We start from the raw sequence: 21,932 nt of genomic DNA, 5'->3' as shown, positions 1-21,932 counted from the left end.
TAACTCTATCTTTATCAAGTCTATTAAGTAGACTTTAAGAGGTCTGTTTTGTCTACTTCTAGAAGTCTAAAAAGTAGACTTCCGTTGAAAGAGTAAGAAAAAAGCACCCTTTTAGGTGCTTTTAAACTTTTTTATCAATAATTTTTTCTTTTCAAATTATCATGATTACCATTATCAATCAAAACTTGTAATATGATTAATCTTCATCAGAGTATAAATCCTTTCGCATCTCTTCTAAAGATCTAAAAATAACGCCCTTTAACAAGAACTTGTAGTATAAGATTATTTATTAACTGTCCCTATTAACAATAAACTATCATTAATTCCTAAATATATCAGTACAATTAAATAAAATAATAAAAACACCAAGTAACTTTAAACTACTGGGTATTTTTTATTATTTTCTACCAATTTTCGCACTCCAATGTAAAATATATTTTATAAAAAGTAATAAATATTATATTATTATAACTAAATCAAACAAAAAAGGATTTAACGGAGGAACAAAAATGGAATTAACAATCATTTTTATTACCATATGTGTCATTACACTCATTGCTATAATGTGGTCACAAAAAAAGAAAGGTAACTACGACGAACGACAAGAAGCAATTCGCAATCGTGGTTACAAGTACGGATTTTTCACAATAACGATTGTAGCAGTACTTATGATGTACTTAGAAATGTTTAACATCAAGTTTTCTAGTTACTTATTCAGTATTATTCCCTTATATTGCGGATGTTTTGTAACTAGCATTTATGATGTTATCAACCAAGCTTATTTTAGAATGAAAGAAAAGCACATGGCTGGTAACGGTTTTCTTTTAATTGTTTGCGGACTTATGGAAGCATATTTCTGCATTACGAGCCTTAATCAGGACCTTACTAGTATTGTGACATTTGGTATGTTAGCAGTATATTTGATTACTATGGGAATTGCAGTTTTATATGTTAACTACCGCAGTAAAAGAGATGATGCTTAATGAAAAACTTGAAAATGAAAGCAGCTCGTGCTGCTAAAGATTTATCTCAAGCTGAGCTAGCTAAAGAAGTTGGAGTAACCAGACAGACAATTTCTGCAATTGAAAAAGGAAATTACAATCCAACTATTAACTTATGTATTAACATTTGTCAGGCATTAGATAAGACATTAGATGAATTATTTTGGCCGGAATAATTTTCGCACTAAAAAAGCTACTATTCAAAATAGCAGCTTTTTTAGTTATTCAATTTCACCTAATACGATACTTCCAATTTCTAAACTTATACTATGGGAATCATTGCCCCAATTTCGTTCGTCATAATTTTCAATATCAGCTAAGCTGTCAGCGGTAAATAAAATCTGGCTAAAATCAACACCGCGGAATTGACAACAACTAGCCATTGCAGAGCACTCCATTTCTACTAATTCGCATCCCAATGATTTAGCAGTTATAACCTTTTTCTTAGTTTCTCTAAAAAAGCCATCAGTAGTCCAAGTTGTAACATCTTCAACATCTAATTTTAGCTTAGTTAATGTTGCACGAACAATATTACGCCAGTTTGTTTCAAGATCAATGAAGTTTGATGCTGGCAAATAATGCAAAGACGTACCTTCATCGTGCAAAGCTCTTTTAACTAGAAACATCTTGTTTTCAGGTAAGTCACTAATTGCTCCAGCACTACCAACTGCTAAAACTTGCTTAACACCATACCCAATTAGCCAATCAAGAAGCTGTACTGCAGCTGGTGCTCCAAGAGGTGCTTGACACAAAGTAAACTTTTGTCCATTAACTTCCACTTCATAGATAGTTGGATTAAAAGAGATAGTTAAAAATTCACCGATGGATTGATGGGGATACTTTTTCAAAAATTCATCAATATCCTTCTTTTCTACGAATACATAGAGAAGTTTCTTATGGAAATGATACGGCAGCTTTTCATGTGTAGGTTCAAGGACAGAGTGTTGGTCTTTATCATAATCAAGCAAAAATTTTGACATAAGGCATCCCTCCTAAAAATGTATTGTTATGATTATGGCATATTTTTGAAATGCTGTAAATTAGTTAATGAGTGTTAGTTGCCCATTAACACCATTTATACTGAGCCCTATCTAAACACATCCGGAATTATGAAAATATAAATTCCAGCAATAACTACAATTATTAAGCCAATTAAAAAACTTAGAATAAAAGAAATTAATCGACTAACTCCCCTCCTGCCAAAGACATATGCCAAAGGGTTACCATCATCTATTAAAAGAAAAGCAATTGCGGCGTCTAAAAGATAAGCAATATATTTTAGGTTAAGCCATGGTAAAACTACAATACCCATAGCTAAAACAGAAAATATCCAAATAAGAATCTTCTTTCTTCTAGCTGGTATTTTTTGAGCAGATTCCTTTCTCCAGTTATCTTTATATTGTTTGAAGACGTGCTTGGTATCCTGCCATTCATCTTTAAGACTCATAATAACTACCTCACATATTTTTGCAAAAACATTCTAACTTTTTCTTCGTATTCTTCTTTATACATCGGATAAGATTGTGCATGACTTGCAAGTTGTGTTACCCATAATTCTTTGGGAGCGTTAGTTGCTTTATAGTTTTCATAAACCATCTTAGTTGGGACAACGTGATCACGCTTTCCATGAATAAAGAAAATTGGTCGAGTATTTTTCTTAAGTTGCTTAATATTTGAAGCTTCTTCTAAGAAAAATTTATTTCGTCTTTTGTTAATGATACTAACACCTTCAACTAGTGGTTTACATAAAATTTTAGGCAATTTAATTGCTTCTTGGGCCTGATATGTTATTTCTTCTTTAACGCTTGAATAACCACAATCTTCGATAAAACATTTAACTTGTTTAGGTAGGTTAAGTCCGCTAACCATCATCGTCGTAGCACCACCCATACTCTGTCCCATGATAACAATTTTTTGATTTTGACCATTTTTAATAATAACTGACTTGATCCATTTCAGAATATCTTCTTTTTCTCTAAATCCATAACCTATATACTTGCCTTGACTTCTACCGTGGGCACGAGCATCTGGCAATAGGACATTATAACCCCAATCATAAAACATTTTGCCAAAACCAGCCATACTGTCGCCATCGCTCATGAAGCCATGGAGTAGAATCACAGTTTTATCAGAGTGATTGTCTAAGTAGTGAGCAAATAGTTTTATCTTCGGTTCAACTTTAAGTACCCATTTTTGCTTGGGAAAGTTTTTATACCATGTTTTTTCTGAAAAAAGCGGATCTTTGCCAGAAATAGCTTTTGAATCTACATCTTTATTAAATGGTGTCATAGCATATTTGAAGAAGTATTCACTGGCAAGCCATGTAGCTCCTGATAATAGTAATGATGATAATAGTAGTTTTTTCTTCATTTTTTGACCAACTAAAAAGAAATTATAATTCACAACTCAAAAAGATATAATGAACCTTCTATTTATTATTTAAAGACATCCGGAGTTACAAAAATATACACTCCAGCAATTATTATGATTACTAAGCCAATTAGTAAACTTAAGATAAGAGAAAATATACGACTCATCCCTCGTCTACCAAAGACATATGCCAAAGGATAACCATCATCCACTAACAAGAATGCCACTACAGCATCTAAAAAATATGCTACATTCTTTAAATTTAACCATGGCAAAATTAAAATTCCTACAGCTAAAACAGAGAATAACCAAATAATAATTTTCTTTTTACGAGCTGGCAACTTTTGAGCGGATTCTTTTTTCCAGTCACTTTTATACTGTTTAAAGACACGCTTAGTGTCTTGCCATTCATCTTTCAAACTCATACTAATCTATTTATTTTCTAATTGTTTAAGTCTTGTATCAATTATCTCTTGCATTTCTTGCAAGTCGTCAAGGCTTGCATAATTCTTTAAAAAATTTCTCGTTGTTGATCGCTTAACATATAACTGTTGCTGCTCTTTATGTTTTTCTTTATAACGTTTGTTTGCCTTGCGTTGCGATTCACTAGCCATAATAAGTTTACTTCCTTTTCTAAATTTTATGTTATACTGAAGAAGCAGGTAGAATACTCGGGTTCTATTTGCTTCTTAAAAGTTCTATTTTAGGTTGTACTTTTTAAGAAGATTCTTTTAATTACTAAAAGGATAAACTGATTATCTCAGCTATTTTATATAAGATATCAAGAATAGTCAAAAACTTTAAAAGGTTTTTGGCTTTTTCTTTTTCTTACAATGTATTATAGCATTTCAGAATAAAGTTAAATAATTTTATATTAAAAAAGACGCATCTAATTCGGATGCATCTTTTTTATTTTAATCTTCAATTCTAGTTCTTACAAATAAGTTACCAGCAAATGTATCATTGCCATAGCCATACTCACTATCATCGCCCCAAAGAAGCCATTCAGCCTTGCTTCCTTTAGTACCTGCTATTTTAAACCAACGTTGAGCAGAATCTCCTTTACCTGTTACTTCAGTTTTATCAACCTTAATTTTTTTACCTTGTTTTATAAACTTATTAGTTTTCTTAAAATTATGATTATAAATAAAGATATCACCACGTGGAATTACAACTGTTGAACCGCCATTTCGAAGTAGTGCATGTCCATTAATTGAATCGACATTGATAACTTTGACGTAAGCATTTCCACCTAATGAATAATAATCTTGACCATGGATTTTAGTTATTGGAATACTATATTTCTTATTACCATCATAGTAGTAATAGTCATCTTTTTTAGTTGCAGATTTTTTACTACCAGAATAGTTAACCAAGTCATATTTAGCTAAAAACTTTTTACCATTATAACTAGTTCTTTTACCATTTTTGTTATAAACTGCTGTTTTAACCTTTAGTTTTAAGACACCCTTACCATCTATCGTATCTATATCATCAGTACTAATATATTGATCATTACCAATATTAACGTAAGAATTAGGACGATACGTATAAAGCTGCCCATCATGCTTTATACTTGAATGTGCAGGATAATACGCTTTTTTACCACGATAAGTTGATAATTTTTTACCCTTTTCATTATAGACATAAGAAGCTTTGCTCAAAGTGAATATACCATTTGTCCATGAATATGTACCTACGTTTTTAGCTAAAATATAACCACCATCACCTAAGTCAAGATATTCTTTTCCATTAATAATAATTTGTGGCATTCCATTAATGTAGGACTCTGAGTATATCTTAGCTCCATCCAATACAACAGGCTTGCTATAATATTTAAATGATTTACTAAAATCAATATTTTGTGGTTGATGGTCTAAAAGCTTACCATCTTTATCATAGACAAGTGGAGTATTAAACTTCTTCACTAAAGTAATTTGTCCTTTTGATATAGTGGTGGCTTTAACAGATTGAGGCTTGCTTGTTAAGCTTGACTCATTCATCACTAGAGGGTTAAACAACACCGATGCAGAAATAATAGCTACAGATAACTTTTTATTAAAATTCATAGTCTCTTCCTTTTTTTCATTTCTCAAATACAATTATTAATTGTACCAGACTTTATTAAAAATAAATAATGTCAATGAAAAATATTCACTTTATTCATGAAAGTCTTCGTAATCTTTTAGGATAACTATTCAAAAAAAGCAGAACATAATGTCCTGCTTTTCAAACTTTAGTCTTCAATTCTAGTTCTTACAATTAAATTACCTGAATACTGATCATTCATATAGCCATATTCACTATCATCGCCCCAAAGAAGCCATTGTGCGTTGCTTCCCTTAGTACCAGCAATTCTAAACCAGCGTTGAGCCATATCTCCTTGACCAGTTGATTTAGTAAAGTCAACCTTGATTTTTTGACCTTGTTTTACAAACTTTTTAGTTTTTTGAAGATCATTATTATAAATGAAGATGTCACTACGTGGGATTACTGTAGTAGAACCACCATCACGGAAAAGTGCATGACCGTTGATTGAATCAACATTGATGGATTTAATGTAAGCACCGCCACCTAAAGAGTAATAATTTTGACCATGAATTTTAATGGTAGGGATACTATATTTTTTGTTTCCACTGTAATAGTAATAATCATCATTTTTAGTTGTGGCTTTTCTCTTGCCAGAATAATTAACTAAACTATATTTAGCTAAAGTTCTCTTGCCATTAAAAGTAATTCGCTTTCCAGCCTTATTATAGATGGCAGAATTAGTATTTAACTTCAAAACACCTTTACCATTCATAGTATTAACAGAACTGGTGTTAAGATAGTAACCATTTCCGATGTTAATGAATGAATTTGGATGGTAAGTATACAATTTACCAGTATATTTCACACTTGAACGAGCTTTATAGAAAGCCTTTTGTCCACGATAAGTTGATAATTTCTTACCATTTTTATTATAAACGTAAGAATCCCTGATTAAAGTAAGGACGCCAGTCTTCCAACTATAAGAGCCAACGTTCTTAGCTAGAATATAGCCGCCATCGCCCAAGTCAACATATTCTTCACCATTAATAATTGTTTGAGGTTCACCATTAATAAAAGCTTCCGCATAAATCTTTGGACCATTAACAGTTATAATTTGGCCATAAAACTTAAGAGGTTTAGTGAAGTCAAAATCTTGTGGCTGATGTGCAAGCATTTTACCATTTTTATCATAAATCATTGGGTTAGAGTAACTTTTGACTAAAGTAATTTTGCCTTTCAGGGAGCTTGCTGCTTGGACTGTATTTGGCGCTAGCGAATTATGCACACTAGTTAACGCAATTGGACTAATTAGAAGAGTTGCTGAAAGTGCAACTGCAGAAATTTTCTTATTTAGTTTCATAGTTTTTCCTCTTTTGCTTTATTTTTTATATTGTAACAAATTTTAATCAGCCATTTAAACATTTTCACTATTTTTTTAAAATCATAAAAACAAAAAATCAGTCTAATCATACTTATATTAACTATAACCCGACTGATTTTTTCATTTGTCTTATTTTGGTAAATATGAATATGGATCTCCCTTAGCTCTTGATGGCATTGTATAACGCCCAAATAAAATCATAGCATGGTGCGTATGGATCCATTTTTCCTTAGGAAGAAGTTCTTCTAATCTTTTTTCTATTTCATGGGGAGTAGCCTTTTCATCAACAATTTTGAATTTCTTAGAAATTCTAGAAACATGTGTATCAACTGCAATAGCTGGTCTGCCGAACCCTTCTGCCAATACCACATTTGCTGTTTTTTCACCTACACCCGGGAGAGTCATTAATAATTTTTTATCATTTGGAATTTGACCGTTAAACTTATCAACTATAATCTGTGCTGATTCTTTTAAATGTTTTGCCTTAGAATGATATAGACCTATTTGCTTAATGTCATTTTCAATATCTTCAATCGAAGCATTAGCTAAATCTTGAGGAGTTGGAAAATCTTCAATAAACTTTGGCATCACACGATTAACCATTTTATCTGTTGTTTGAGCACTCATTAATACTGCACATAACAAATGAAACTTAGTATCCCATTTGAGCTCTCCTTTTGCATCAGGATACAAGCTATCAATTTTATTTAATACTTCCCTTGCCTCATCATCACTTAATAATGTTTCTTTTGTCATTATCGATTCCTCTGTAAAAATTGCTTAACTTCATAAACTGTCTTCAAATTATGTCTTTGCCAATTTAATAAGATTCTATCAACATACTTTAAACTATAAACTTGCGATAAAACAGCTTCACGCAGAGCCATTTTAATAATTTCTGGTGAATAATGGTCTACTGTAAGCCATGCAGACAACTCTTGTCGCTCAATCGGACTTAAATAACGACCAAATTCAATTTCAAATTGCCTTGCCAACATATTAACTGGATTATTTTCTAAACTATCCGCTACTTCAACAGTTTTATTAGTTTGATTATTTTTAATAATAATATGATCGTTAAGATAATTATCCAACTTTTTATACAAAGGATTCAAGTTATAACGATTACCAATCATTCCTTTTGAATCGGTGGTTTGTTCAATTGATAATAATCCTTGGTCAATCATTTGCTGGATAAGATTTGCGACATCATTAGTAGTTAAATTAGTATTAGAGGCTATTTTTTCATTTGAAGGAAAATGTTCCCCACGCTGATTAAAAGCTTCTAACTGAATAATTAATATCAACTGAATATCACTAATTCCTAATTGCGGATAATAAGCAATTAAGCCGTTTTGAAGTGTAGTAAAACCAAGCGCACGATAACTATTATATTCCAAAAGCTTTATCCTTTCTAAACAAAAAAGCTGAACTATTACAAGTCCAACTTTTTTATTATCTTTTAAAATTATTAAGGTTCCAAACGGTTAATCATTCTTGGGAATGGAATTGCTTCACGAATGTGATCTAACTTGCAAATCCAGCCAAGGTATCTTTCAAAACCAATACCAAATCCAGAGTGAGGAACTGAACCATATCTACGAAGGTCAAGGTACCATTCGTAATCTTTTTCATTCAATCCTGCTTCTTCAATTTGAGCCTTCAATGTGTCGTAGTCGCTTTCACGTTCACTACCACCAATAATTTCACCATAGCCTTCTGGTGCTAAAACATCTGCACAAAGGTATTCCTTAGGATTATCAGGATTCTTCTTCATGTAGAATGGCTTAATACTTGTTGGGTAGTTCATGATAAATACTGGACGATCAAATTGTTCAGAAATGTAAGCTTCATCTGGAGCACCAAAGTCATCACCCCACTTGAAGTCACGACCAGCATCTTGAAGCATCTTAACTGCATCATCATATGAAAGACGTGGGAAGTTACCTTCAGTAGTTGGACGAAGTTTTTCTGGATCACGGTCTAAAAGACGCAATTCATATTCACAGTTATCTAAGATTCTCTTAGTAACAAATTGAAGCAATCTTTCTTGAATATCCAATGATTCATCTTGGTGCATCCAAGCCATTTCTGGTTCCATCATCCAAAATTCAGTCAAGTGACGGCGAGTCTTTGATTCTTCTGCTCTAAATGTTGGACCAAAAGTAAAAATTTTACCAAATGCAGCAGCACCAACTTCACCATATAATTGACCAGATTGTGAAAGGTATGCATCATGATCAAAGTAATCAATGTGGAACAATTCAGTAGTACCTTCTGGAGCTGATTGCATCAAAATAGGTGCATCAAACTTAATGAAGCCTTCTTGTTCAAAGAAGTCAACAATACCCTTGAAAGCTTGGTTTCTAATTTGCATAATTGCAAATGGACGACGACTTCTAAGCCATAAATGACGGTGATCCAAAAGGAAATCAATACCATGTTCCTTGTTACCGATTGGATAGTTTCCATTATTAGTTACTACTTTAATATCCTTAATTTGGATTTCATAACCAAACTTTGAACGTTCATCCTTATGAATAGTACCTGTAAGGTAAAAGCTTGCTTCCTGATGCAAAGACTTAGCTGCCTGGAATACTTCTTCTGAAACGTCGTTCTTACGAACAACACCTTGGAAGAATGCAGTACCATCACGTAATTGCAAGAAAATAATCTTTCCGCTTGAACGTTTATCTGTCATCCAAACATGCATCTTTACTTCTTCATCAACATGTTTGGAGGAATCTTTAATTGAGATTAATTCTGTCATAATTTTTCTCTCCACCTTCATCAATATACTTTATCTATCATACCAAAGATTTTAAAGATTGGCGACTTCTGATATTTCATTTCCTGATTTAAATTCATATAAAGTGTAACTATACTCTTTATTTTTGTTTTGAGAAGCAACTTCCCAAACTGCCTCACCTTTATACCAACCTAAATTAATTTCAGAAATATTTTGTTCTGGGTGTAATCTTTTAAATTCACTTTGAATTTTATTTTCACTAACACCCTTTTTAGCAGGCATTAAATAAGCTTTTTTGGTCTTGGGTAAATAAATAAAGTAATAATTTTGTCCTTTTTTACTAGTTCCTTTAAGTGAATAACTGCTTACGCCTCTATCTAAATGATAGTAAGACTGAACATTTGTAATTGGAGTTTTTTGACTTGCTAGTTGTGCTATTTTTTTATCATTATCACGAGATTGTGAGCCAGCTTTATAAAAAACAAATACACTAGCAATATAAAAAGCAATAACAAGTACAATTACCCAAACTACAAATTTAACGGTTTGTCTTGTGTCGTCTCTGATCATAATTTTCTAATTTTTTATGTAATTCCTTTAGATTTACTTTTTCTGGTTTTACCGGAAGAGCATTTAAAAATCCTTGTCCATAGTCTTTGGTCCACAATCTTGAATCTAAAATCACAAACTGACCATGGTCTTTTTCGCCACGAATTAATCGTCCCATTCCTTGCTTAAAGCGGATAATTGCTCTTGGTAAAGTATCAGTTTTAAAAACATTAACACCAAGATTCATTAAATGTTTTTGTCGCAATTTGACTTCTGGCTGACTAGGAGACTCAAAAGGTAGTTTGGTAACAATTACAGTATCAACTCCACTTTCATGAAAGTCAATTCCTTCCCAAAAACTATCAGCTCCTAAAATTATCGCTCTTTTAGCAATTCCAAATCTTTTAGCAATTCTATTGTTAGAGCCTGATAAACCTTGTGCTAAAATTTCAAAATCTTTTAATTCAGGTTTATTAACGATTCTAACATATACATCCCTAATTCGATCAAGATTTGTCATTAAAACTAAAACATGATTTTTCGTAGTTAAATCATTAGTCAAAATTTGTTCAACTTTTTCATCAAATTCTTCACTAGCAGGATCAGGCATCCCTGTCACTGCCAATACTTCTAAGTGTTTATTAAAATCAAATGTACTCTTACCCACATATAAAACAGGACTTAAATCATTAATTGCTAATTGCTTGGTTGCAAATTCAAAATTATCATCACTTGTAAAAGTTGCACTCACAAACAATATATGATTAAAACGACTGTAAATTTGTTTCAATTCTTGTGATACATCAAGCATCATCCACTCTAAATTAGTACTAAGAGGATCTTCTGGATTAGTAATCATTAGTACAAATCCTTCTTGATCCATATTTAAAGGATCTGAAACTAAATCTGATAATTGATAACTTTTTTCAGTATAGTAATCTAATTTATCAATTTGATCAGTAATATCTCCAAGAATTGCATCATTTCCAGCACTAGAAGTATCTTGCTCATGATATAAATGGAATAATACTTGGTTAGTATCTTGACGTACTTTTTCTAATTTCTTACAAAACTTTTCTAATTTTTGTAAAAATTGTTCACGGTATGGAAAAAGCTTACTTGCTTCAAAACTTAACTGTAATGTTCCATTAGCTAATAAAGATTTATTAATTGCCATATCTTTATGTTTATAAAGTGACTTTTGCAACTCATTAATTGCTTGAATCAATTCTAGAATTTCTGGATCAAGATTTTTAAGCAAAAAGTTAAGTTGAACATCATCCCCATATTGATTTTTAATGCAATCATCTCCGAAATAGAGCAAGTTTCTTAAATGACTAAGCACACCCCATAACGATTCAAAACGCATTGCATCATTTCTAGAAAGAATGACATTATCTGTAAATCTATGTGCTTCATCAATTACTAAGTAAGGATTTTGACCCCAAATAGTATCCATGTAATGATTTGCTAAATAAGAATGGTTTGTAACCAAAATATCTGCTTGTTCTTGCTTTTGTCTAGCTAAGTTCCAAAAATCAACTTCCGCAAATCGACTTCCTACTCTAGCATCCCCTGGGTGTTGAATTTGCGCAAATAATGGTTCTTTATAGTTAGTTAACTCTAACTCATCTAAATCACCTGTTTTAGTCTTAGTAAGCCAAACTAAGATTTGCATTTGTAAAACCAAAGTTGGCTTATTAGGTGTTCCTTGGAATAAACTTTGAACAAAACCATCCAAGTCTAAATAATGACTGCTTGACTTCACCACTTCTGCTGTCAAATCTAGGTTAGTAATTTTTAGCATTTGTGGAATTTCTTGTTTAAGAATTTGATCTTGTAATACTTTAGTTGGTGCTGCAATCACTAATTTTCTACCAGAATAAAGCTGATAAGCATAACTAAATAAATATGAAAAAGTTTTTCCAGTTCCATTTGGGGCTTCAACTATCATTGCTTTTTCATTTGGTTGATTTAAAAATTGATGAATATGATCAATCAAATCAACTTGAGCTTGACGATAGTGTAAATGATTCTTAAAAAGCTTCTTTTTAACATTATCATCTTTAGGAAACTTATAAGCTTGACCATGGCTTGTTAGAGCATGATTTTGTTTTTGCAAGATAATATTACGCACCTGCATATACTCTTTACCCAATGGCCTTTTAGTCTGCCTTAAGCTATCTGCAATTTTGTTAATTATCCAAGATGTGTCTCGAACTAATCCGTGTGATAAAGAACTTAAAGTATTCAAGGTAGCTTGAGGCAAACTAGTCAAACTTTTAATGATATCAAGTAATAACACCGCTGTTCCATAAGCATCTGAATCAGCTTTATGAGGATTAAGGTGCCTGATATCTAGCCTATCAGTTAAGTCGCTCAACTTATAAGATGGTAAAGTTGGAAAAGCAATCTTAGCTAGTTCAACTGTATCAATTGCCTTATTAGTCAAAGCTTCATAACCATGCTGCATTAATTCATAATTCAAAAATGGTAAATCAAAGTTAACATTATGAGCCACAAAAATAGTATCTTTTAAAATACTTATAATTTTTGGAGCATAGTAATCAAAATCTTGCTCCCCTTTAACATCTTCATTACTAATTCTAGTCAAATTTTGAACTGATTGAGGAATATCACGATGTGGATTAATCATAAAAGAGTAAGTTTTTACAATTTTCATATTTTTGATAATTGCACATCCAAACTGAATAATATGATTATCGTTTTCTCTTTGAGTACCTGTGGTTTCAAGATCTACTACTGCAAAGGTATCTTTTGCAAAAATGTTTTCCATAATTTCACCACCTTTCACTTATTAAGTTTATTTAACTTCAATTACCTGTTTAGCGTCAAGCAAAATTAAATATTTGCCTTTTACCTTTTTATCACTAAAGCCATTAAGCGCTTGCTCATAAAGACGAAGCTGACCGGTATATTTTTGTTTAATATTATTAATTGCATCATGCAAATGCTTTTTATCAACATGATCTGTTTTATAATCAAAAAGAATAATACCATCTTCATCAATAAAATAGCCATCAATAGTACCGTGTACTAAAATTTTTGCATTTTTATCACTAAAATTATCAAACAACTTACTTGCAGAAATTAAACTTGAAAAATCAACTTCTCTTTTTAAGTTCTCCGGCTTTTCCCAGAACTTTTTAGCAAAATCACTATGAACAAACCACTCTATCTGATCTTTTTTAATATTTGGAATAATTTCAGGATTAAGTTTTTTCTTTAAAACTAACTCCTTAAGCTCTTCTTCAAGCTGAGCTTCATCTGAATTTTGATAATCATAATATTGCAAAACCAAGTGTGTTGCTGTACCTATTTCTGCTCCAGTAAAATTAGTTTCAAATAAAAAATTAGGCTTAGTATCGATAGGCTGCAAGTATCTATTAGTAGATGATATAAGACGTGAGTTTTCTAAATCAGTATCAATTGGATCATTGAAAGCCTTTTTTATTTCAGAAACAGCTTGATATGCTGTAGTTTGACTAGCATCTTTAAACGGATAATTAAAATCATATAGTTTCTGAGCAGTTTCCATCAATAATGTAGATTCTTCTTCTGCATTATCTATCTTATCTTCAATAACTTCGTCATTAGCTTGCTGATTACTATAATTAATATATAGAATTTCTTCATTCTCATCAATAGCACTAGTAATATCTTCCAAATTTTGACTAAATTGCTGTTCTAATTTTAAACTTGGTCCAATAAAATCTAGTGGACTATTAGCACTTAATTTATGTGACAGAGATTTAGGATTTAAATTTTGCCATTTCTTGATATTTTTATCAAAGCTAGCAATATCACCAACTAATATTAATTTTTGCTTTGCTCTAGTTAAAGCCACATATAAAATTCTTGCTTCTTCTTCTAGCAATTGTTGCTTTTTTTCGACATTTCCATAAGATTTAACCAATGAATCAATGCGATATTGCGATTTGCGCAAAGTAATTCCGACTTCTTGCGGATTGATGACATAATTACCACGTAAATCACTCATTTGATACTTTTTCTCAATACCTAGATAAAAGACAATAGGAAATTCAAGTCCCTTTGAACCATGAATAGTCATCAATTTAATCGAATTTTCTGCTTCTTTAGTTAAAAGAGGTTGACTCAAGTCTTTCTGGCTTCGGCGAATGCGTTCAATAAAGTTGATAAATTGATACAATCCTTTAAAGCCAGCACTTTCATAAGAATTTGCTCTTTCATATAAAGCTTCCAAATTTACACGACGTTGTTCACCATTTGGAAGAGCAGTCATAATTTCTAGTAGATTCGTTTTTGCATAAATACTCCAGATTAAATCAGAAATTCGATGAGTAGCTGAGAAAATACGTAATTCTTCTAATTGATTTAAAAAGAGTTTAATTCTATCAGATAAGTCATCATGTTTTGAAACATAACTAGTAAGAGCATTGTAAAAACTACTATTTTTACTTTTAATCCTAATTTTGGCAAAATCAGTTTCAGTAAAATTAAACAGTGGTGATCTTAAAACAGTTATAATTGGAATATCTTGGTCAGGATTATCAATTATCTTCAAATAATTCATAATAATTGTCAACTCAAAGGTTTGGAAGTAATTTTCTGCATCTGTCACAAATAACGGAATATCAGCTTTTCCAAATCTTTGCATAATTTCTAGATTATTCGACCTACTTCTAGTTAAAATTGCAATATCATTATACTTAAATGATCTATTACATCCTAATTTAGCATCATATACTTGTAAATCTTCTTTTTTAAATTGTTTTATGCGATCAATCACCATTTGAATTTCAGAAAATTCCTTTTCATCAGTATTTTTCTTATGATAAAGAACCTCTGCTGCTTTATTTAAATGGTTAGGATAATATTTTGCACCAAAAGATAGCTGCCCTTCTTTTTGATAATCAATTCCTCCAAAATCTGGCGTAAGAATTTGATTGAAAAAAGTATTTACTATTTTAGTAACAGGCTCAGTTGAACGAAAGTTATCTGAAAGTAAGATTCTTTCATTATTTGTATTAGCTTTTCCAAAATCGTGATATTTTTTCAAGAATAAGCTTGGTTCCGCTTGACGAAAACCATATATTGATTGCTTTACATCTCCTACCATAAAGAGATTATTTTTTCCTTCTTGCTTAAGAAGCTGGATAATATTTTCTTGAAGTGGATTAATATCCTGATATTCGTCTACCAAAATTTCTTTAAATTTATTTTGATAAAAATCTCGTGCTAACTGGGAATTAGAAGTATCTTGACTTAAAATCGTATAAGCCATTTGTTCCATATCACCATAATCAAGTAAATTTTGGCTTCTCTTAAGCTCAGAAAATCTATCAATCAGAGCAAGTTCTGAATCAATAATTGCAGAAACTATCTTTTGACATTTATTAATTACTTCAAGTTGTTCATCTTCATCCGTCACAAAAAATGAAGTAAAAATATCATAAATTTGACTTTGGATATTACTGCGAACATCTTTTGCGGAATTATAGACTTCTTGAATATCTTCATCCCACTTTTTACTGATGCGTAAACTTTTATTAAAAACGCAATGCCTTACCATATCACGCTGGGTATTATAAGATGCATCATTATTTAAAACCTCTATAAAGTTAGATAAATTTTGTTTAAAAGTCAAAAACTGAATTCGCAAATTTTCTAATTCTTTTGTTTCAAATTGTGAAGTAGAGGTAATAGTTCTTAATTCTGCTTGAATATTATTTGTAACATCTAATAAATATGGCTTAATTTTTTTCTGCCATAAATTTGATGAAACTAAATTATCTTTAATTTCATAATCACCAGCTAAATTTTTAAGCCATTTGCGATAATCCGGCTTAGCCATTGCAAAGTTATATAAATCTAATAGTAAATCTCTAGCACTTTCTGCATCCCTATCACCAGCAAAATTATCATAAAATGCCAAAAAATTCTCATCATTATTTTCTATTTTTTGGCTCTCAACTTCATGAAGTGCTTGCTCTTTTAATAATGCAGCTTGAGTATCATCTGTTAAAATACTAAAACTAGGATCAAGATCAATCGCATAATAAAAACGATGAATTACTTCTAAGCAAAAAGCATCAATAGTCGAAATATTGGCTGCATCAATATTACTAAGCTGCGTGCGCAAATGATTTCTTTGCTTGTTTGATATTTTATCTTTTAAGCGCATAGTTAATTCAGATTTAATACGCTTTTTCATTTCTTCAGCTGCCGCTTTAGTAAAAGTAACAATTAATAATTCATCAACACTTTTACCATTCATTATTTCTTTTAATACTCGCTGAGTTAAAACAGTCGTTTTACCACTACCAGCAGAAGCAGAAACTAAAATATCTTTTCCCTGTTCTCGGATTGCCTGTAGTTGTTCTTGAGTAAAAGACATTAATTCTCATCTCCTTCTTGGCTTAAAATATCTCTAATTTTGGACATTAATTCATTCTTTTTTAAAGTAGAAATATCATGATATTCATTTTCCTTGAGCATCGCGTCAAAGAAGAAAATATCTCGATAATCAGAATATGTTAATGCGTTTTGATTATTGCTTTTACGGAATGGATTCAGTTCAATATTGCCTGAAAGAATCTTATTAGAAGCTTGTTTAATAAGGTATTCATTATAAGCTAAAAGCAAATCAATTTCTTCTTGATTAAAGTTAGCACTTGGCAATTTAAGTTTCTTACTGTTACGCTTAACCTGATAATAAATACTTGAATCATCTGTTTCTAATAATGGATCTGCTTCTAATAATAAGTCGGGATCATTATTTATAAGTCCGCGATACATTAACTTATCCTTCGTATCTAAAAGCTCATCCTTAAGCATTAACTTTTTATTAATTAGGCTAGAACCATTTATTTTTTCAACTTTTCTAGTAATAGTTTGATAAAACGCACCTAATAATCTTAATTCTTCTTGCTTTGCAAAAAATTTACCATTTTTAGCTAAAACATCTAAATATGAAACCATTTGCAAAGATAAACCGCTATAAAACATCCCCAAATCAAAGCTCTTTTCTGATGATTTATAGTCAATAACCTGAGCTAAAACTTCATTATTATTTATTGGCGCTATATCCACTCGGTCCATTTTTCCTCGTAAGTTGACATAATGATTACCAGATAAACTAGGAACTTCAAAATTTAGTCCTTTAACTTTTTCTCCTAAACCAAAACTTAATTCTGAATATTTTGCTTGTAGGGGTGTCTTTTTAGCTGAACGATGCCAATTATAAGCTACTTTTGAAGTAGTATGATCTAAACATTTAAAGAGATATTGATTGAAAGGATCATTCATTAACTGTTTATATTTGCTTTCATCTTTCATTTCTCTTCTAGCTTTATAGAGTAGTTTTTCTAGTTCAAGATTATCAATATCTGCTAAATTAAGATGTCTCTGATTTAATTCTTTTACTAATTTATCAAAGGTTTCATGGAAATAATTTCCAGCTTGAATAACATCAAAGTCATTTTCAGAACGTCTTCGAAGTTTTAAACCATAATTTAAGAAATATTCATATGAATTTTGATAAAACGTTTCTAGTTGCGATACTGATGCATTTAGATTTTGCCCATATAAAGCTTGAGCTAACTGACTATCAATATTTTGAGGGGTATTATCAAACTCGGTTGCTTTTAAAACTGCTTCAGTTTTTTCTGGAAGCTTTTCTTGAGTTAATTTTAATAAATCAGCAAGTACCTTTGAATTACTAGTTGCTTCCAAATATCCTAAATAGCCTAAACTTGCTTGAGCATTCGTCAAAAATGACAAAGTATCTTGTATATTCTTCGGTAAATCATGCTGCCACATTTCAGGAGCACCATAATCTTTTAAAGTTTCATAATAAAGAGAAGGTTCTAATTGCTCATTTGAAGCATTTAACACAGGGTATGATAGATATATTCTGTCTTGTGCTAATGCCAAGGCCATTCCAAATTGATAACTTTGATCTAGATTATTTAATTGTTGGGAATCTTCAATATAAGAATTATCATCAAAAACTTGAGCTAATTCATTTAAATTTTCCGTACTTAAAAAGCTAGGTTCTTTTTGAATAGCCGGTAAATTACTACTAGTTGCGCCAATAATAAAGACTTGCTTATAATTATCGGCTTGTACCATTCCCATTTCAGAAATATTTACAGCATCTAAAGTGGATGGAATTTGAGAAAAACTTGCTTCTCTAAAACCGCTAATCAGCATTTCAAAGAAATTTTTACTTTGAAATTCATCAGGATTAATCAATAAATAATCCTTCAAAAGTGTAATCAATAAATCCCAAACTTGTTCAGGTTGTTGAGCTTGTTGCAAATCGCCATTTTTTTGAGCAATACTACGCCAATCTTCCAATCTTTTTGAGACACCATTTTGAATCAAAAAATTAAAGAAAACAGTGATAGCTTTTTGACTATTTACTTCTTCATTTATTTTTTGAAACATTTTATCAATTTCTTCAATAATAAATTGTCGTAATTTGTCAATATTTGCTACTTCATCTGGCATTTTATCAAGTTTGATTGTTTCAGCATCAATAAAATAATTAAATGACTTTTTCCATAGTTGATGATTAATTCCATGGGCTAAAACAAAGTTTTCTAACTCATCAACATCATGAAGATAAGCTTGTTGATCTTTATACCAATCAGGAATAATTAAACAAGTTTTTAAAATCGTAATTATGTTTTGAGTATTGTAGGGATGTTCTAATAAATTTGCTAAATTTTCAATTAATACTACTAAGGGGTGATATTTCATCTCTTGTTGTAAATCATTGAAAAATGGAATATCATTTTGACGCAAAATTGGAGTTAAATAAGTTTCATATTCGTGTAAATTAGGCGCTAAAATCAAAAAATCTTGATAACGATAATTACTCAAAGCAACTTGCTGATATATAGTATGCGCAACAAAATACGCTTCAGCATATCTAGAATCAGCTTTAACTAATTGAACTTGATTTAATTCTTCTGGTTTAGGTAATGTTTGTGTCCACACTCCATTTAATATTTCACGCTTAGATGGATTAGGTGTAACTTCTACTTGCTCAATAGAATAATCAATATCTTCCTTTTGAAGATAATAACTTAATCGGCTGATAGTTTTTTGGATAACATAATCATAATCTCCTGCTTCAGAATCAGGAGTAACTTCTCCATTTTTTGTTTTAAAAGCAATTGTTACACTTTTGGCATATTTCATCAATAATTTAATTGTTAATCCTTCTTGCAAAGAAAAATGGGAGAAATTAACAAAATAAAAACTTTTATCTTTTAACTCTTCTTTTTTATCAGCTAAAAGTTCATTTAATTGAAATTCAACTTCATTTTTAGTAGAAAACTTACCTGCAATTTCTTCTAAAAACGCTGCATAAATAATTCTTAAATCATGAATTTTACTTTTAGTTTCCAAATCTAAGACAGTTTCATCAATTTCATCTAAATCCAAATTACCATCATGGATTTGCAAAATACTTTGATAAATTTGTTTGACTAATCCTGTATTAATATTAACGTTTTTAAATAATTCTAATTCATTTCGTTTGTTATTTATAATTTTTTCTAAAAGCATCGCACTTGCTGCATCATCAAGCTGAGTTGGTAAGCCTTCCTCAGCTTCCTTTAAGAAAAACCAGGCCAAACGTGAAAACGATAATACTTGCAAATTCTTAACAGAAGCTTCAGATTCATTATTTGAAACAGCAAGTTTGTTAATTGCCCTAACTTCTGTGGTAAACTTAATATGGTTTGGAACGATGATAAAAGTTTCGGATTCTGGATTTTTTTTGTAGTTTTCTACAGCTTCTTCCAGAATTTTTTCTTGTAATGGGTCAGTTTGTCGACCAGTTATAAATTTAATCATTTGTTCTCGGCTCCTTGTGTTTTTAATTTTAGCATAAGAGTGCCTTTTTAAATTTTAAATCTCATTTAAGGATGGTTAAAAATATGAAGTCAAGTTTCTTAGCTCATGGAAAAGTTATATTGATTGGAGAGCATTCTGTCGTTTACGGAATGAATGCTCTAGCCATGCCAATCACAGCCTTACATATTCAAGCTGATGTTGAAAAATCTGATGAAACTTGGATGGATACTGCAAACTATCATGGTCCATTTTTTGAAGCACCTAATAACTATGATGGACTTAAATATGTAGTTAAAACTATGATGGATTTAGCTAAATCTAAAGCTCCTATTAAAGTTACTTACACTGGTGAAATTCCTATGGAAAGAGGATTTGGTTCAAGTGCAACTGTAGCTCTAGCAACAACATGCGCAATGGATAAATTTTATCAATTAAACTTACCAGAAGCAAAAATTATGGAAATCACTAATCATGCTGAAATGATTAATCATGGTAAAGCTTCCGGACTTGATGCAGCAACCGTGAACTCTGATTACTTGGTATTTTTTAATAAAGAAGATGGTCCACAAAAGCTTGAAGAAAAATTAAATGCTACACTTCTTATAATGGATACAGGCGAACTTGGTAATACTAAAGAAGCTGTGGGAATGGTTAGAAAGCAACTTGAAACTAATATCGAAGCAAATAAAAAAATTGAGCGCTTAGGTGAACTTGCTGACTTAACAATGGATTCTTGGCATAAACAAGATAGAAAAGCTATTGGTCAATACTTTAATGAAGCCGAAGATATTTTAGCAAGTTTTGGCTTAGCAACCAAGCGCATAGAACAATTACAAAAAGTTGCTCTTAAAAACGGTGCCCTTGGGTTTAAATTCTCTGGTGGTGGTTTAGGCGGTATCGTCCTTGCTCTTTGTGATAATCAAGAAATAGCTAAAAAAATTGCTGCTGAAAGTTCTAATTTAATTAACGGATATTGGATTGAGGAAATTTAATGAAAAAAACTGTACGAGCTCATACTAATATTGCCCTTATCAAGTATTGGGGTAAAAAAGACCCTAAATTACGTTTACCGCTGATGTCTAGTCTTTCAATGACACTTGATAAGTTTTATACTGATACTTCCATTGAAGCAGCCGAGCAGAATTCATTTTATTTAAATGGTAAAAAACAGGATTTTGAAGCTAGTAAACGTGTCTTTTCATATTTGGATATGCTAAAGACTAAATTTGAAATTAAAGATAACTTTACTATCTCTTCAGTTAATCACGTCCCTACTTCTGCTGGTCTTGCCTCTTCTAGTTCTGCATTTGCTGCACTTGCAAGTGCTTTTTGCGCTTATTATAATATTAATGTTGACAAAAAAGACCTTTCACGCTTAGCCCGAATGGGATCTGGTTCTGCAAGTCGTTCAATTTATGGTGGATTTGCTATTTGGCAAAAGGGGACTGATGATTCTTCTTTTGCTTATGCTTTAGATGAAAAACCTAACATGGATTTACATCTATTAGCAATTGAGTTGAATAAAAACAAAAAATCTGTTTCATCTACTAAAGGGATGAAACTTGCTCAAACTTCACCTTTTTTCAAACCATGGATTCAAAGAAATGATTTTGAATTGCAAGAAATGGTCCAAGCGATTAAAGATGCAGATTTTACTAAATTGGGTAGTTTAGCCGAATTAAATGCTAGTGAAATGCACGCAATTAATTTGTCAGCCCAACCTCCCTTTACTTATTTCGAACCCGATACCATTAAGGCAATTAAGCTGGTTGAAGATTTGCGCAAGCAAGGTATTGAATGTTATTACACAATAGATGCTGGACCAAATGTGAAGGTCCTTTGTCAGTTAAGAAATGTAAAAGATATCAAAGAACGCTTTGAGTCTTGTTTTAATAATGTTACTATAGTCGATGCAAGTTTTGGTCCAGGAGTTTCATATTTGGATTAATTATTGTATTAAAGCTTAATTAGATTAGAG

The 21,932-nt window shown here is 31.2% G+C and carries 18 protein-coding genes; 4 read left to right on the top strand and 14 right to left on the bottom strand.

Annotated features, from left to right (window positions below; genetic code table 11):
• Window positions 1-509: 509 nt before the first annotated feature.
• Together ACTHPI_RS06980 and ACTHPI_RS06975 are read left to right on the top strand one after the other, a co-directional pair.
• Window positions 510-983, top strand: coding sequence for a DUF6442 family protein (locus ACTHPI_RS06980; protein WP_445353448.1), 474 nt, complete (start codon window positions 510-512; stop codon window positions 981-983).
• Window positions 983-1,177 carry a helix-turn-helix transcriptional regulator gene (locus ACTHPI_RS06975; protein WP_445353447.1) on the top strand — a complete coding sequence of 65 codons (195 nt, stop codon included), beginning with the start codon at window positions 983-985 and terminating at the stop codon, window positions 1,175-1,177. The genes ACTHPI_RS06980 and ACTHPI_RS06975 overlap by 1 nt, the downstream gene beginning before the upstream one ends.
• Before the next feature lie 45 nt (window positions 1,178-1,222).
• On the opposite strand, the gene ACTHPI_RS06970 is transcribed toward ACTHPI_RS06975, so the two are convergent.
• The 14 genes from ACTHPI_RS06970 to ACTHPI_RS06905 all read right to left on the bottom strand — a co-directional run bounded on the left by ACTHPI_RS06970 (window position 1,223) and on the right by ACTHPI_RS06905 (window position 19,954).
• Window positions 1,223-1,981 carry a nucleoside phosphorylase gene (locus tag ACTHPI_RS06970; RefSeq protein ID WP_445353446.1) on the bottom strand — a complete coding sequence of 253 codons (759 nt, stop codon included), beginning with the start codon at window positions 1,979-1,981 and terminating at the stop codon, window positions 1,223-1,225.
• Between the two features lie 107 nt (window positions 1,982-2,088).
• Window positions 2,089-2,448 (bottom strand): hypothetical protein, encoded by a 360-nt coding sequence (locus ACTHPI_RS06965; RefSeq protein ID WP_445353445.1) that lies wholly within the window; start codon window positions 2,446-2,448, stop codon window positions 2,089-2,091.
• A gap of 5 nt (window positions 2,449-2,453) precedes the next feature.
• Window positions 2,454-3,371 (bottom strand): alpha/beta hydrolase, encoded by a 918-nt coding sequence (locus ACTHPI_RS06960; RefSeq protein ID WP_445353444.1) that lies wholly within the window; start codon window positions 3,369-3,371, stop codon window positions 2,454-2,456.
• Window positions 3,372-3,436: 65 nt separating this feature from the next.
• Window positions 3,437-3,796 (bottom strand): hypothetical protein, encoded by a 360-nt coding sequence (locus tag ACTHPI_RS06955; RefSeq protein ID WP_445353443.1) that lies wholly within the window; start codon window positions 3,794-3,796, stop codon window positions 3,437-3,439.
• Between the two features lie 6 nt (window positions 3,797-3,802).
• On the bottom strand, window positions 3,803-3,985 hold the full coding sequence (locus ACTHPI_RS06950) for a hypothetical protein (protein ID WP_445353442.1): 183 nt from the start codon (window positions 3,983-3,985) through the stop codon (window positions 3,803-3,805).
• A gap of 300 nt (window positions 3,986-4,285) precedes the next feature.
• Window positions 4,286-5,440, bottom strand: coding sequence for an SLAP domain-containing protein (locus tag ACTHPI_RS06945; protein ID WP_445353441.1), 1,155 nt, complete (start codon window positions 5,438-5,440; stop codon window positions 4,286-4,288).
• A 167-nt stretch (window positions 5,441-5,607) separates the two neighbouring features.
• The gene (locus ACTHPI_RS06940; RefSeq protein WP_445353440.1) at window positions 5,608-6,762 is read right to left on the bottom strand and encodes an SLAP domain-containing protein; all 1,155 of its coding nucleotides are present in this window, start codon (window positions 6,760-6,762) and stop codon (window positions 5,608-5,610) included.
• Between the two features lie 150 nt (window positions 6,763-6,912).
• Window positions 6,913-7,539 carry an endonuclease III gene (gene nth / locus ACTHPI_RS06935; protein ID WP_445353439.1) on the bottom strand — a complete coding sequence of 209 codons (627 nt, stop codon included), beginning with the start codon at window positions 7,537-7,539 and terminating at the stop codon, window positions 6,913-6,915.
• Window positions 7,539-8,183 carry a DnaD domain protein gene (locus ACTHPI_RS06930; RefSeq protein WP_445353438.1) on the bottom strand — a complete coding sequence of 215 codons (645 nt, stop codon included), beginning with the start codon at window positions 8,181-8,183 and terminating at the stop codon, window positions 7,539-7,541. The genes nth and ACTHPI_RS06930 overlap by 1 nt, the downstream gene beginning before the upstream one ends.
• Before the next feature lie 71 nt (window positions 8,184-8,254).
• Window positions 8,255-9,553, bottom strand: a complete 1,299-nt coding sequence (gene asnS / locus ACTHPI_RS06925) for an asparagine--tRNA ligase (RefSeq protein WP_445353437.1) — start codon at window positions 9,551-9,553, stop codon at window positions 8,255-8,257.
• Window positions 9,554-9,604: 51 nt separating this feature from the next.
• Window positions 9,605-10,102 carry a hypothetical protein gene (locus tag ACTHPI_RS06920; protein WP_445353436.1) on the bottom strand — a complete coding sequence of 166 codons (498 nt, stop codon included), beginning with the start codon at window positions 10,100-10,102 and terminating at the stop codon, window positions 9,605-9,607.
• Window positions 10,071-12,878 (bottom strand): helicase C-terminal domain-containing protein, encoded by a 2,808-nt coding sequence (locus ACTHPI_RS06915; protein WP_445353435.1) that lies wholly within the window; start codon window positions 12,876-12,878, stop codon window positions 10,071-10,073. The genes ACTHPI_RS06920 and ACTHPI_RS06915 overlap by 32 nt, the downstream gene beginning before the upstream one ends.
• Before the next feature lie 27 nt (window positions 12,879-12,905).
• Complete coding sequence (gene addA / locus ACTHPI_RS06910; protein WP_445353434.1) at window positions 12,906-16,481, bottom strand: helicase-exonuclease AddAB subunit AddA; 3,576 nt, start codon at window positions 16,479-16,481, stop codon at window positions 12,906-12,908.
• Window positions 16,481-19,954: a PD-(D/E)XK nuclease family protein gene (locus tag ACTHPI_RS06905; protein WP_445353433.1), complete on the bottom strand. Its 3,474-nt coding sequence runs from the start codon at window positions 19,952-19,954 to the stop codon at window positions 16,481-16,483. Before ACTHPI_RS06905 ends, addA begins: the two co-directional genes overlap by 1 nt.
• Window positions 19,955-20,037: 83 nt before the next feature.
• On the opposite strand from ACTHPI_RS06905, the gene mvk reads away from it, so the two are divergent.
• Both mvk and mvaD read left to right on the top strand, forming a co-directional pair.
• Window positions 20,038-20,946 carry a mevalonate kinase gene (gene mvk, locus ACTHPI_RS06900; RefSeq protein ID WP_445353432.1) on the top strand — a complete coding sequence of 303 codons (909 nt, stop codon included), beginning with the start codon at window positions 20,038-20,040 and terminating at the stop codon, window positions 20,944-20,946.
• Window positions 20,946-21,902 (top strand): diphosphomevalonate decarboxylase, encoded by a 957-nt coding sequence (gene mvaD, locus ACTHPI_RS06895; RefSeq protein WP_445353431.1) that lies wholly within the window; start codon window positions 20,946-20,948, stop codon window positions 21,900-21,902. Before mvk ends, mvaD begins: the two co-directional genes overlap by 1 nt.
• Window positions 21,903-21,932 lie beyond the last annotated feature (30 nt).

The organism is Lactobacillus sp. PSON, from assembly GCF_052615405.1.
This window is presented reverse-complemented; position numbering and strand designations above follow the sequence as displayed.

Excerpts from the sequence above, each read along its gene's own strand:
- ACTHPI_RS06980 (WP_445353448.1), top strand. The coding sequence starts at position 510 with ATGGAATTAACAATCATTTTTATTACCATATGTGTCATTACACTCATT.
- ACTHPI_RS06975 (WP_445353447.1), top strand. The coding sequence starts at position 983 with ATGAAAAACTTGAAAATGAAAGCAGCTCGTGCTGCTAAAGATTTATCT.
- ACTHPI_RS06970 (WP_445353446.1), bottom strand. The coding sequence starts at position 1,981 with ATGTCAAAATTTTTGCTTGATTATGATAAAGACCAACACTCTGTCCTT.
- ACTHPI_RS06965 (WP_445353445.1), bottom strand. The coding sequence starts at position 2,448 with ATGAGTCTTAAAGATGAATGGCAGGATACCAAGCACGTCTTCAAACAA.
- ACTHPI_RS06960 (WP_445353444.1), bottom strand. The coding sequence starts at position 3,371 with ATGAAGAAAAAACTACTATTATCATCATTACTATTATCAGGAGCTACA.
- ACTHPI_RS06955 (WP_445353443.1), bottom strand. The coding sequence starts at position 3,796 with ATGAGTTTGAAAGATGAATGGCAAGACACTAAGCGTGTCTTTAAACAG.
- ACTHPI_RS06950 (WP_445353442.1), bottom strand. The coding sequence starts at position 3,985 with ATGGCTAGTGAATCGCAACGCAAGGCAAACAAACGTTATAAAGAAAAA.
- ACTHPI_RS06945 (WP_445353441.1), bottom strand. The coding sequence starts at position 5,440 with ATGAATTTTAATAAAAAGTTATCTGTAGCTATTATTTCTGCATCGGTG.
- ACTHPI_RS06940 (WP_445353440.1), bottom strand. The coding sequence starts at position 6,762 with ATGAAACTAAATAAGAAAATTTCTGCAGTTGCACTTTCAGCAACTCTT.
- nth (WP_445353439.1), bottom strand. The coding sequence starts at position 7,539 with ATGACAAAAGAAACATTATTAAGTGATGATGAGGCAAGGGAAGTATTA.
- asnS (WP_445353437.1), bottom strand. The coding sequence starts at position 9,553 with ATGACAGAATTAATCTCAATTAAAGATTCCTCCAAACATGTTGATGAA.
- ACTHPI_RS06920 (WP_445353436.1), bottom strand. The coding sequence starts at position 10,102 with ATGATCAGAGACGACACAAGACAAACCGTTAAATTTGTAGTTTGGGTA.
- ACTHPI_RS06915 (WP_445353435.1), bottom strand. The coding sequence starts at position 12,878 with ATGGAAAACATTTTTGCAAAAGATACCTTTGCAGTAGTAGATCTTGAA.
- addA (WP_445353434.1), bottom strand. The coding sequence starts at position 16,481 with ATGTCTTTTACTCAAGAACAACTACAGGCAATCCGAGAACAGGGAAAA.
- ACTHPI_RS06905 (WP_445353433.1), bottom strand. The coding sequence starts at position 19,954 with ATGATTAAATTTATAACTGGTCGACAAACTGACCCATTACAAGAAAAA.
- mvk (WP_445353432.1), top strand. The coding sequence starts at position 20,038 with ATGAAGTCAAGTTTCTTAGCTCATGGAAAAGTTATATTGATTGGAGAG.
- mvaD (WP_445353431.1), top strand. The coding sequence starts at position 20,946 with ATGAAAAAAACTGTACGAGCTCATACTAATATTGCCCTTATCAAGTAT.